The following is a 12762-nucleotide window of genomic DNA, read 5'->3' as shown; positions in this document are numbered from 1 at the left end:
TATAAACAATAAAAAACCAAGTGCAGAAAGTTGCACTTGGTTCATAATGATCAAGTAGTTATCTAATGATCATCTATATTTAATTTTGATATTTTTCACGTAATTGAGTTGTTGCAACTTGTGGTTGGAAGTCTGCTGGTAACTCTTCAGTACGAACAACTAACACGTCACATGGCGCATGACGAACGATAGATTCTGATACAGAACCAACAATAAATCTTTCCACGGCATTTAAGCCTGATGTACCACTCATAATCAAGTCTGCATTAATTTCATGTGCAAGCTTTTTAGGAATGATAGATTTAGGAGAGCCAAACTCTAGACGCGTTTCTACATCTTTAACACCAGCGTTAGTAGCTACTTCTTTATAACCATTTAATAATTCTTCTGCAAAATGCTTAGATTTTTCAGTAAATTGAGCATCATAAACTTCATAAGAAGAATACGTTCTTGAATCAATTACATTCACAATTGTTAACTTCGCATCGTTACGTTTAGCAACACCAACTGCTCTGTTAAATGCCCATTCCGCTTCATGTGAACCGTCAACTGCGATTAAAATATTTTTGTAAGTAATCATAGTAAGTGCCTCCTTGTTCTTTCTTAATTATATTTTACCACAATTTTCGGAAAAGTCAGTGTAATAACCTTTACAATTTTGTGGATTTTTGATTGCGCTTTCAAAATGTTCGCGTTAAGATGATTATGGAGGTGGATGGTATGAAAATTGGTATACCAAGGGAGATTAAAAATAATGAAAATCGTGTTGGTTTATCACCAAGTGGTGTGCACGCTTTAGTAGAAAGTGGGCATACTGTTTTAGTGGAAACAAATGCGGGTTCAGGATCGTTCTTTGAAGATGTAGATTACAAAGAAGCAGGTGCTGAGATTGTTGCTGAACAAGCAAAAGTTTGGGATGTGGATATGGTTATTAAAGTTAAAGAACCACTTGAATCTGAATATCCATATTTTAAAGAAGGGCTTGTATTATTCACTTATCTTCATTTAGCAAATGAAGAAAAATTAACACAAGCTTTGATAGATAGAAAAGTAATTAGTATTGCATATGAGACTGTGCAGTTACCAGACCGATCTTTACCATTGTTATCACCAATGAGTGAGGTAGCAGGAAGAATGTCAGCTCAAGTTGGTGCAGAGTTCCTACAAAAACTCAATGGTGGTATGGGAATTCTACTAGGTGGTGTTCCAGGAGTACCTAAAGGTAAAGTAACTATTATCGGTGGTGGTCAAGCAGGAACAAATGCAGCTAAAATTGCACTAGGACTAGGTGCAGATGTTACGATTTTAGATGTTAATCCAAAGCGTTTACAACAATTAGATGATTTATTCGGTGGACGTGTACATACAATTATGTCAAATCCGTTGAATATTGAGTTGTATGTTAAACAAAGTGATTTAGTAATAGGTGCAGTTTTAATTCCAGGTGCTAAAGCGCCAAGACTTGTAACAGAAGACATGATTAAACAAATGAAAAATGGGTCAGTTATTATTGACATTGCTATTGATCAAGGCGGTATTTTTGAAACAACTGATAAAATTACGACACATGATGATCCTACATATATTAAGCATGGTGTGGTTCATTATGCAGTTGCAAATATGCCAGGTGCAGTACCGCGTACTTCGACGTTAGCTTTAAATAATGCTACGCTACCTTATGCGCTCATGCTAGCTAATAAAGGGTATAGAGAAGCATTTAAATCAAATCAACCATTATCATTAGGTTTAAATACTTACAAAGGTCATGTAACCAATAAAGGCGTTGCAGAGGCATTTGAAATGGAATATAAATCTGTAGAAGAAGCATTACAATTATAATTTGAATTTAATGAAAAGGGAATGGATTACAGCGTACTAAAGAATGACGTTATCATCTCCTTGGTTATTAAAATTAAATAATGATAAATTAAAGCTAGAAACAATGCGAAGAAATCATCGAACATGAATGATATTGATTTGATTCATTACATGTTACTGATGAACATACCTGCATATGTGTTTCTAGCTTGTTTGTTACATATTGCATTTAGACTTGGATAAAAATTTATGTCTTAGGCGCTACAATGTTATATTGGCAGTGTTTGACTGAATGAGAATGCGCTTGTAACAAGCTTTTCATTTTTATCCCACTCCTTATTTTTCGTAATGTGTTAATACTTCATATCCTTCATTAGTGACAAGTATGTCATCTTCAATTCTTACACCTGCAACACCTGGTACATAAATACCTGGTTCGATTGTAATAACCATGCCAGCTTCTAACAAATTAGAATTAGTACTTGAAACATCTTGATATTCATGTTCTTGTAATCCTAAACCATGACCTAAGCGATGAGGGAAATATTCACCATAACCTTTTTCTAAAATAATATTTCTAGCGATATGATCGATATCTTTTAAAGGTATTCCAGGTTTAATTGCTTGGATTGCAGATGTTTCTGCTTCTAATACAATATTATAAATTTCTTGTGCTTCTTTGCTAGGTTCACCAAATTTAATGGTACGTGTCATATCGCTACAATAATGCTCATAAATTACACCTAAATCAAATAGTACATATTCATTGCTTTTTAATCTGCGATCTCCTGGTGTGCCATGAGGTGATGCGGCATGATCTCCAAATAAAACCATCGTATCAAAACTCATTTCATTGACGCCATATTGTTTGATAGTTTGCTCAATATGGTTGACTACTTCACGTTCAGTCACACCTTCTTTTAAATAAGAAACACCTATTTCGATACACTTATCTGCTAACTCAGCAGCTTTACGTATTTTGCTAATTTCATCTTCGGATTTAATATTTCTCAATTGTTTGATTGTTAAATCAACATCTCCGAATGAATTGACATTGAAACCAGAGGTTAATTGTTTTTGGCGTGCTACTGTTAAGTGCTCGCTTTCAATTAGTAATTTATTGATTGTTTGAGGATAAAGTGAAAAAGGGTTTTCAGTGTCTAAATATCCAACGATTTCACCTGTGAAAGGTGATGCTTTGACTTCTTCGACTTCCATTTTTGGACAAAATAGTACTTGTTTACCATCTTTCTTAATCAATAATGCAAATAATCTTTCATGGGGTTCGCTACGGTATCCAGTAAAATAATATACATTCAACGGTGTTGTAATCCATGCTGCATCAGCTTGTTGATTGTTCAGTTCGTCTATTATTTTTGATATTTTTGTCATTTTATAAACACTCCTCAACATAATATTACTTCCATTTTATGCCAATTATTATTAGATTTCAAAATCGAGCTAATACATTAACTAGATTTTCAATTTTTAAAATTTGAGAATTTGTTATAATTAAGTGGCAAAAGGGTACTAAATTTATATAGCAATTGATAGGAGGATGCTCAAATGAAGTTATCATTTCATGGTCAATCAACGATTTATTTAGAAGGGAACAACAAAAAGGTTATCGTAGATCCGTTTATTTCAAATAACCCTAAGTGTGATTTGAATATTGAAACAGTGCAGGTAGACTATATCGTTTTAACGCACGGTCATTTTGATCATTTTGGTGATGTTGTGGAACTAGCAAAGAAAACAGGAGCAACAGTAATTGGAAGTGCAGAAATGGCTGACTATCTTTCTTCATATCACGGTGTTGAAAATGTTCATGGTATGAATATTGGTGGTAAAGTAAACTTTGATTTCGGAAGCGTTAAATTTGTTCAAGCATTTCATAGTTCAAGTTTTACACATGAAAATGGTATTCCAGTTTATTTAGGTATGCCAATGGGTATCGTGTTTGAAGTTGAAGGAAAAACAATTTATCATACTGGTGATACAGGTCTGTTTAGTGACATGTCACTTATTGCGAAACGTCATCCAGTTGATGTATGTTTTGTACCAATTGGAGATAATTTTACGATGGGTATTGATGATGCAAGTTATGCTATTAATGAATTTATTAAACCAAAAATTTCTGTACCGATTCATTATGATACATTCCCATTAATCGAACAAGATCCACAACAATTTAAAGATGCTGTTAATGTAGGGGACGTGCAAATTTTAAAACCAGGTGAATCTGTTCAGTTTTAAATAGAATATAGATTTTACACTAAAAAACACCTCGCTAATCTATGTGGAAGTTATCGTCTGCATATTTTTAGTGGGTGTTTTTATATTCTACTGATTCAGTTACGACGTGGACGGGGGACATCAGTGGTTCTTTATCATTTCTGACCTACTCTCGTAATTTTAGTTTTATACAATTAGACATTGATTATAAATTTACTACGATATAAAAAATCCAGAACCACAGTCATAATCATTTCTTGTGTTTAATCAGTCGTTTGAGACTGCATCATGATTGAAAGATTATTTGTGATTCTGGATAAAAATTTTATTTAACGATTAATACAGGGATAGTCGCACGTTTTGCTACTTTGTGGCTGACACTTCCAAGTACAAATTTCTTTTTGTCTTCTGCTTTACGGTTACTTAAAACAACAATTTCGTATTTACCGCTATTAGCATGTTTTAATAGTTCTTCTTTTGCATTACCACGAACAATTATTTGGTCATAATCAATACCATAATCTTCTAAAGCTTTGCGTGTTTTTTCCAATCGCTTGTTTCGTTCTTCAGTAAGTTTGTTTAAATGAACACCTGCTTTAATTGATGCTTGAGCATCTTGTTCGCTGATTGCGTTTAAAACTGTTACGACTGTACCTTCGCCAGCTAATTTAGACACTTCTTTTAGTGCTTTTTCATTTTTTAACTGAGTGTCTACACCAAGTAATATATTTTTATACATTAGTACATCCCTCCTCACTTACATTCTAATAAATAATAATGGATTTTTCCATTTAAAATTAAAGATTTTGTGATCTTTGTGTTTGTTGTATATTTTCAAAAAATAAAATAGGTGAAACGATCATTATTTCATTTCACTTCAATGCTTTTTATCCAAAATAAAGTTATAATGTAGTTAATACTGTTCGAAAAGAAGAGGTAAAGAATGACAAAACATGAACAAATTTTAGATTATATTGAATCGTTATCTATAGGCTCTAAAATTTCGGTGCGTAAAATCGCTAAATTTTTAAACGTATCTGAAGGGACAGCATATCGTGCAATTAAAGATGCTGATAAAATGGGCATGGTCGCAACGATAGATCGTGTTGGTACGGTTCGAATCGAAAAACGTAATCGTAATGAAATTGAACATTTAACTTTTAATGAAATTGTCAATATTATTGATGGCCAAGTGTTAGGTGGCAATAAAGGTATCACTAAGATGGTATCTAAATTTGCAATTGGAGCAATGGAACTCAAAGATATTTTAAAATATATTGGTCCAAAGACATTATTGATTGTCGGAAATCGCGAAGATGTGCAGATTGAAGCTTTAAAAAGAGGTACGGCTATATTAATTACTGGTGGATTTAAGCCATCTAATAAAGTTATTAATTTTGCGAATGAACATGATTTACCTGTTCTATCATCAAGTTATGATACATTCCTAGTTGCAAATATTATCAACAAAGCACTTTTTAATCAGAAAATACGAAAAGATATCTTAATAGTTCAAGATATAATGACGCCATTAGATGATTTGTCTGTGCTGTTTGATACGATGAAAATAGCAGATTATAAGCGTATGGCGAATCGAACTGGCCATACAAGATTTCCGGTAGTCAATGAGTCGTATAAATTAGTAGGTATTGTAACAAGTCGAGAGATGATTAATACAAAGGACGACGACGAAATAGATAAAGTGATGACGCGAAATCCTATTTATGTAAATGCTATGAGTACGGTAGCAAGTTGTGCGCATATGATGATTTGGGAAGGTATTGAATTGATTCCTGTCGTTTCGAGTAATAAAAAGACAGTGGGTGTGATTAATAGACAAGATGTTTTAAAGTCTATGCAACTTTTAGGAAGACAGCCTCAGATGGGTGAAACAATTAACGATCAAATCGCCAAATATATAACAATGAATCAAGATGGAATTACAGTAGAAGTTTCACCACTTTTAATCAATCATTACGGAACAGTAAGTAAAGCGGCATTTGTAAGTATTATAGAAGAAACAATACAATATGAAATGCGTAAATTTAAAAAAGGTAATGTCATGATAGAGAACTTAAATATCGTGTATATTAAAACAGTACCTATTGAATCACATATAACAGTGCGCTTTGGCATACTAGACGTCGGAAGAAACTTCGCCAAAATAGAAGTGAACATGCATAGTCAAAACGACAAAGTAGCGAGCGCTCTCGTGATATGCCAAATGTTTGACGAAGTATAGGAACTTAGCAGAGAAAATAGGCATAAGATAGATTTCGCACAAACGTTGGAGCCCAACTTGCACATTATAGTAAGCTGACATTACGTCACATTCTATGTTGGGGCCCACCCCAACTTGCATGGTCTGTAGAATTTCTTTTCGAAATTCTCTATGTTGGGGCCCCACCCCAACTTGCATGGTCTGTAGAATTTCTTTTCGAAATTCTCTATGTTGGGGCCCCACCCCAACTTGCATTGTCTGTAGAAATTGGGGGTCCAATTTCTCTATGTTGGGGCCCCTGAATTAAATAAAGCTTGTTATTTGTGCATTTTTATTTGGTCAACTGTTGCTAGTATAATATTGCTTGATGTCCTATAATCGTTATGAACTAAATAGTATGAAAAAATATATCTAAATAATTAAAACGGGCAAATAGTTTAATATGGTAGTAACAATTTTTATAATTTAGATATTTTGATATAGACTAATGCTTAAATTAAGCAACTTTTCTAAAAAAGGGAGTATGAAAATGATTAGTACTTTGAATGAAATTATGAAATGTATCGAAGACAACGATACAATTATTATACACAGACATGTTAGACCAGATCCTGATGCATATGGTTCACAACTTGGTTTAAAATACTATATTCAGCAGAAATTTCCGCAAAAGCAAGTATTTGCAGTGGGTGAAGCGGAATCATCATTAAGTTTTATTGGAGAGTTAGATAACATTGATGATAAAACATATCAAGATGCGCTTGTAATTGTATGTGATACTGCCAATGCTCCACGAATTGACGATGAACGTTATAGTACAGGTCGTAAACTTATTAAAATAGATCATCATCCTGCAGTTGATCAGTATGGTGATATTAATTTAGTTAATACGAACGCGTCATCTACAAGTGAAATCATTTACGATTTAATCTCACATTTTAATGATGAAGCAATTGTTAATAAAGATATCGCGAGCGTTTTATATCTTGGTATCGTCGGTGATACTGGGCGATTCCTTTTTAACAATACCTCAGAACATACTATGGAAATTGCTGGAAAGTTAATTGGGCATGATATTGATCATAATGCGCTTTTAAATAAAATGATGGAGAAGGATCCAAAAATGTTGCCGTTTCAAGGTTATGTTTTACAACATTTCGAACTTATGGATGATGGATTCTGCCAAGTTAAAATAACTGAAGATGTATTGGAGCAATTCGGTATTCAGCCAAATGAAGCATCTCAGTTTGTTAATACAATTGCTGACATCAAAGGTTTGAAAATATGGGTGTTTGCAGTTGATGAGGGTAGTGAAATAAGATGTCGCTTACGCTCTAAAGGGCAATTGATTATTAATGATATTGCGCAAGATTTTGGTGGCGGTGGTCATCCGAATGCGTCAGGAGTTTCAGTGGACAGCTGGGATGAATTTGAGCAACTTGCTACAGCTTTACGCACAAAACTAAACTAATAGAAAGGAGCCATTCAATCATGGTGGCATATTTAAATATTCATACGGCTTATGATTTGTTAAATTCAAGCTTAAAAATAGAAGATGCCGTAAGACTTGCTGTGTCTGAAAATGTTGATGCACTTGCCATAACTGACACCAATGTATTGTATGGTTTTCCTAAATTTTATGATGCATGTATAGCAAATAACATTAAACCGATTTTTGGTATGACAATATATGTGACAAATGGATTAAATACAGTCGAAACAGTTGTTCTAGCTAAAAATAATGATGGATTAAAAGATTTGTATCAACTATCATCGGAAATAAAAATGAATGCATTAGAACATGTGTCGTTTGAATTATTAAAACGATTTTCTAACAATATGATTATCATTTTTAAAAAAGTCGGTGATCAACATCGTGATATTGTACAAGTGTTTGAAACCCATAATGACACATATATGGACCACCTTAGTATTTCGATTCAAGGTAGAAAACATGTTTGGATTCAAGATGTTTGTTACCAAACACGTCAAGATGCCGATACGATTTCTGCATTAGCAGCTATTAGAGACAATACAAAATTAGACTTAATTCATGATCAAGAAGATTTTGGTGCACATTTTTTAACTGAAAAGGAAGTTAATCAATTAGATATTAACCAAGAATATTTAACGCAGGTTGATGTTATAGCTCAAAAGTGTAATGCAGAATTAAAATATCATCAATCTCTACTTCCTCAATATGAGACACCTAATGATGAATCAGCTAAAAAATATTTGTGGCGTGTCTTAGTTACACAATTAAAAAAATTAGAACTTAATTATGACGTCTATTTAGAGCGATTGAAATATGAGTATAAAGTTATTACTAATATGGGTTTTGAAGATTATTTCTTAATAGTAAGTGATTTAATCCATTATGCGAAAACGAATGATGTGATGGTAGGTCCTGGTCGTGGTTCTTCAGCTGGCTCACTGGTCAGTTATTTATTGGGAATTACAACGATTGATCCTATTAAATTCAATCTATTATTTGAACGTTTTTTAAACCCAGAACGTGTAACAATGCCTGATATTGATATTGACTTTGAAGATACACGCCGAGAAAGGGTCATTCAGTACGTCCAAGAAAAATATGGCGAGCTACATGTATCTGGAATTGTGACTTTCGGTCATCTGCTTGCAAGAGCAGTTGCTAGAGATGTTGGAAGAATTATGGGGTTTGATGAAGTTACATTAAATGAAATTTCAAGTTTAATCCCACATAAATTAGGAATTACACTTGATGAAGCATATCAAATTGACGATTTTAAAAAGTTTGTACATCGAAACCATCGACATGAACGCTGGTTCAGTATTTGTAAAAAGTTAGAAGGTTTACCAAGACATACATCTACACATGCGGCAGGAATTATTATTAATGACCATCCATTATATGAATATGCCCCTTTAACGAAAGGGGATACAGGATTATTAACGCAATGGACAATGACTGAAGCCGAACGTATTGGGTTATTAAAAATAGATTTTCTAGGGTTGAGAAACTTATCGATTATTCATCAAATCTTAACACAAGTCAAAAAAGATTTAGGTATTAATATTGATATCGAAAAGATTCCGTTTGATGATCAAAAAGTGTTTGAATTGTTGTCGCAAGGAGATACGACTGGCATATTCCAATTAGAGTCTGACGGTGTAAGAAGTGTATTAAAAAAATTAAAGCCGGAACACTTTGAAGATATTGTTGCTGTAACTTCTTTGTATAGACCAGGTCCAATGGAAGAAATTCCAACTTACATTACAAGAAGACATGATCCAAGCAAAGTTCAATATTTACATCCGCATTTAGAACCTATATTAAAAAAAACTTACGGTGTTATTATTTATCAAGAGCAAATTATGCAAATAGCGAGCACATTTGCAAACTTCAGTTATGGTGAAGCGGATATTTTAAGAAGAGCAATGAGTAAAAAAAATAGAGCTGTTCTTGAAAGTGAGCGTCAACATTTTATAGAAGGTGCAAAGCAAAATGGTTATCACGAAGACATTAGTAAGCAAATATTTGATTTGATTCTAAAATTTGCTGATTATGGTTTTCCTAGAGCACATGCTGTCAGCTATTCTAAAATTGCATACATTATGAGCTTTTTAAAAGTCCATTATCCAAATTATTTTTACGCAAATATTTTAAGTAATGTTATTGGAAGTGAGAAGAAAACTGCTCAAATGATAGAAGAAGCAAAAAAACAAGGTATCACTATATTGCCACCGAACATTAACGAAAGTCATTGGTTTTATAAACCTTCCCAAAAAGGCATTTATTTATCAATTGGTACAATTAAAGGTGTTGGTTATCAAAGTGTGAAAGTGATTGTTGATGAACGTTATCAGAACGGCAAATTTAAAGATTTCTTTGATTTTGCTAGACGTATACCGAAGAGAGTCAAAACGAGAAAGTTACTTGAAGCACTAATTTTAGTGGGAGCGTTTGATGCTTTTGGTAAAACACGTTCAACGTTGTTGCAAGCTATTGATCAAGTGTTGGATGGCGATTTAAACATTGAACAAGATGGTTTTTTATTTGATATTTTAACGCCAAAACAGATGTATGAAGATAAAGAAGAATTGCCTGATGCACTTATTAGTCAGTACGAAAAAGAATATTTAGGATTTTATGTTTCGCAACACCCAGTAGATAAAAAGTTTGTTGCCAAACAATATTTAACGATATTTAAATTGAGTAACGCGCAGAATAATAAACCTATATTAGTACAGTTTGATAAAGTTAAACAAATTCGAACTAAAAATGGTCAAAATATGGCATTCGTCACATTAAATGATGGCATTGAAACTTTAGATGGTGTGATTTTCCCTAATCAGTTTAAAAAGTATGAAGAGTTGTTATCACATAATGACTTGTTTATAGTTAGCGGGAAATTTGACCATAGAAAGCAACAACGGCAACTAATTATAAATGAGATTCAAACATTAGCCACTTTTGAAGAACAAAAATTAGCATTTGCCAAACAAATTATAATTAGAAATAAATCACAAATAGATATGTTTGAAGAGATGATTAAAGCTACGAAAGAGAATGCTAATGATGTTATGTTATCCTTTTATGATGAAACGATTAAACAAATGACTACTTTAGGCTATATTAATCAAAAAGATAGTATGTTTAATAATTTTATACAATCCTTTAACCCTAGTGATATTAGGCTTATATAACTTTTATCAACTAATAAATTATGATATAGTAAACTGATGGTTAGATATTTTTTAACCATCAGTTTGCGTTTATATTAGTTTTTTATGCTTATTATTTTTATGAGTTTCACTTTACATTATTGATTAATCCATAAGAATAATTAGCACAAAAAGCAGTATACATAAATTGAGTAAAGAATTTTGTCGATATATCGTGCGGAAAAATAATAACTTTTTGATATATTGGTTTTTGCTATCCATTATAATAATTAAAGGTATATCTTTAGATAGTATGGTTTAATGTATCTTTATAAATATTATTTTATTATCGTTTATCGCTATTTGTGTTACATAATCAAAACCATAAATTCTTACTCATTCAGATTTACCCAATATTTTTACTTTTATAATGTAATGCGTTTTATCCAAGTTATTTTTTAAAAATAAATATTGAATTAGGGGCTGATTTCATGTCATTAAGAGATGAAGCATTGGAAATGCACAAACGTAATCAAGGTAAATTAGAAGTTAAACCAAATGTAAAAGTTACTAATAAAGAGGAATTAAGTTTAGCATACTCACCTGGCGTTGCTGAACCGTGTAAAGATATTTATGAAGATAAAAGAAAAGTATATGATTACACAATTAAAGGAAATACAGTTGCAGTTATTACTGATGGAACAGCGGTATTAGGTTTAGGTAACATTGGACCTGAAGCAAGTATTCCTGTAATGGAAGGTAAAGCAGTATTATTCAAAAGCTTCGCTGGTATCAATGGGGTGCCTATTGCGTTAAATACAACTGATACCGAAGAAATCATTAAAACAGTTAAGTTGTTAGAACCTAATTATGGTGGTATTAATTTAGAAGATATTTCGGCACCACGTTGTTTTGAAATTGAAGAACGATTGAAAAAAGAAACTAATATTCCGGTATTCCATGACGATCAACATGGTACAGCAATTGTAACAATGGCAGGTTTGGTAAATGCATTGAGAGTTGTTAACAAAGATATTGCTAAAATAAAAGTTGTACTAAATGGTGCTGGTGCAGCAGGAATAGCCATTGTTAAATTACTATACGCGTATGGTGTAAGAAATATGGTTATGTGTGACTCAAGAGGCGCAATTTTTGAAGGACGTTCATATGGTATGAATCCTACGAAAGATGTTGTAGCTAAATGGACAAATAAAGATAAGATTGAAGGGTCTTTAGAAGAAGTCGTAAAAGACGCAGATGTATTTATCGGAGTTTCTGTAGCTAATGCGCTGTCACAAGATATGGTTAAGAGTATGGCAGATAATCCAATTATATTTGCAATGGCTAATCCAAATCCTGAAATAATACCTGATGATGCCAAAGCGGCAGGTGCACGAGTTGTTGGTACAGGACGTTCAGACTATCCTAACCAAATTAATAATGTATTAGCTTTCCCTGGTATTTTTAGAGGTGCATTAGAGGTTGAAGCTACACATATAAATGAAGAAATGAAAAAGGCAGCTGTAGAAGCGATTGCTGATTTAATCGATAGTTCTGAATTAAATGAAGACTACTGTATCCCAGGACCGTTTGATAAACGTGTAGCGCCATCAGTTGCTCGTAATGTTGCTAAAGCGGCAATGGAATCTGGAGTAGCTAGGATTGAAGTTGATCCGCAAGATGTGTATGATAAAACAATGAAACTTACAGATTTACAATAAAAATAATTAACGTTTAATTAAATTGCTTAAAAGTTAGCAATAAAGAGTCATTAAAATGATGAAAACGAAAGTTTATGATAAACATTCAACAGTCAAACGAATATAAATCAAATAAATTTA

At 32.7% G+C, this 12762-nt stretch carries 10 protein-coding genes; 7 read left to right on the top strand and 3 right to left on the bottom strand.

Going from position 1 to position 12762, the window contains the following annotated elements; translation table 11 throughout:
* Positions 1 to 79: 79 nt before the first annotated feature.
* A complete protein-coding gene (locus JQN76_RS12300; RefSeq protein ID WP_000634175.1) occupies positions 80 to 580 on the bottom strand; it encodes a universal stress protein in 501 nt (166 codons plus the stop codon).
* A gap of 140 nt (positions 581 to 720) precedes the next feature.
* Here JQN76_RS12300 and ald point away from each other — a divergent pair, with 140 nt between their 5' ends.
* Positions 721 to 1839 (top strand): alanine dehydrogenase, encoded by a 1119-nt coding sequence (ald, locus tag JQN76_RS12295; RefSeq protein ID WP_000689998.1) that lies wholly within the window; start codon positions 721 to 723, stop codon positions 1837 to 1839.
* A 123-nt stretch (positions 1840 to 1962) separates the two neighbouring features.
* Positions 1963 to 2061, top strand: coding sequence for a hypothetical protein (locus JQN76_RS12290; RefSeq protein ID WP_001789984.1), 99 nt, complete (start codon positions 1963 to 1965; stop codon positions 2059 to 2061).
* Between the two features lie 93 nt (positions 2062 to 2154).
* On the opposite strand, the gene JQN76_RS12285 is transcribed toward JQN76_RS12290, so the two are convergent.
* Entirely contained in the window at positions 2155 to 3210 is a 1056-nt protein-coding gene (locus JQN76_RS12285; RefSeq protein ID WP_000161674.1) for a M24 family metallopeptidase, read from the bottom strand.
* A gap of 174 nt (positions 3211 to 3384) precedes the next feature.
* On the opposite strand from JQN76_RS12285, the gene JQN76_RS12280 reads away from it, so the two are divergent.
* The gene (locus JQN76_RS12280) at positions 3385 to 4074 is read left to right on the top strand and encodes a metal-dependent hydrolase (protein ID WP_000777190.1); all 690 of its coding nucleotides are present in this window, start codon (positions 3385 to 3387) and stop codon (positions 4072 to 4074) included.
* Between the two features lie 304 nt (positions 4075 to 4378).
* Here the strand turns inward: JQN76_RS12280 and JQN76_RS12275 are convergent, their stop codons facing one another.
* Positions 4379 to 4792: a universal stress protein gene (locus tag JQN76_RS12275; protein WP_000277601.1), complete on the bottom strand. Its 414-nt coding sequence runs from the start codon at positions 4790 to 4792 to the stop codon at positions 4379 to 4381.
* A 204-nt stretch (positions 4793 to 4996) separates the two neighbouring features.
* On the opposite strand from JQN76_RS12275, the gene JQN76_RS12270 reads away from it, so the two are divergent.
* The 4 genes from JQN76_RS12270 to ystJ all read left to right on the top strand — a co-directional run bounded on the left by JQN76_RS12270 (position 4997) and on the right by ystJ (position 12642).
* Complete coding sequence (locus JQN76_RS12270) at positions 4997 to 6295, top strand: CBS domain-containing protein (RefSeq protein ID WP_000160435.1); 1299 nt, start codon at positions 4997 to 4999, stop codon at positions 6293 to 6295.
* Between the two features lie 508 nt (positions 6296 to 6803).
* Positions 6804 to 7745 (top strand): pApA hydrolase Pde2, encoded by a 942-nt coding sequence (pde2, locus tag JQN76_RS12265; RefSeq protein WP_000626076.1) that lies wholly within the window; start codon positions 6804 to 6806, stop codon positions 7743 to 7745.
* Positions 7746 to 7765: 20 nt separating this feature from the next.
* A complete protein-coding gene (locus JQN76_RS12260; RefSeq protein WP_001836688.1) occupies positions 7766 to 10963 on the top strand; it encodes a DNA polymerase III subunit alpha in 3198 nt (1065 codons plus the stop codon).
* 449 nt (positions 10964 to 11412) lie between these two features.
* A complete protein-coding gene (gene ystJ, locus JQN76_RS12255) occupies positions 11413 to 12642 on the top strand; it encodes an NADP-dependent malic enzyme (RefSeq protein WP_000058389.1) in 1230 nt (409 codons plus the stop codon).
* The last annotated feature ends 120 nt before the right edge of the window (positions 12643 to 12762 follow it).

Origin of the sequence: Staphylococcus sp. SM3655 (assembly GCF_016917315.1) — a bacterium.
GTDB lineage: Bacteria > Bacillota > Bacilli > Staphylococcales > Staphylococcaceae > Staphylococcus > Staphylococcus aureus.
The sequence above is the reverse complement of the archived record's forward strand: the minus strand, read 5'-3'. Positions and strand labels throughout refer to the sequence as shown.

Coding starts and splice junctions, on each gene's coding strand:
- JQN76_RS12260 (WP_001836688.1), top strand. CDS start 7,766: ATGGTGGCATATTTAAATATTCATACGGCTTATGATTTGTTAAATTCA.
- JQN76_RS12300 (WP_000634175.1), bottom strand. CDS start 580: ATGATTACTTACAAAAATATTTTAATCGCAGTTGACGGTTCACATGAA.
- ald (WP_000689998.1), top strand. CDS start 721: ATGAAAATTGGTATACCAAGGGAGATTAAAAATAATGAAAATCGTGTT.
- JQN76_RS12290 (WP_001789984.1), top strand. CDS start 1,963: ATGAATGATATTGATTTGATTCATTACATGTTACTGATGAACATACCT.
- ystJ (WP_000058389.1), top strand. CDS start 11,413: ATGTCATTAAGAGATGAAGCATTGGAAATGCACAAACGTAATCAAGGT.
- JQN76_RS12275 (WP_000277601.1), bottom strand. CDS start 4,792: ATGTATAAAAATATATTACTTGGTGTAGACACTCAGTTAAAAAATGAA.
- pde2 (WP_000626076.1), top strand. CDS start 6,804: ATGATTAGTACTTTGAATGAAATTATGAAATGTATCGAAGACAACGAT.
- JQN76_RS12270 (WP_000160435.1), top strand. CDS start 4,997: ATGACAAAACATGAACAAATTTTAGATTATATTGAATCGTTATCTATA.
- JQN76_RS12280 (WP_000777190.1), top strand. CDS start 3,385: ATGAAGTTATCATTTCATGGTCAATCAACGATTTATTTAGAAGGGAAC.
- JQN76_RS12285 (WP_000161674.1), bottom strand. CDS start 3,210: ATGACAAAAATATCAAAAATAATAGACGAACTGAACAATCAACAAGCT.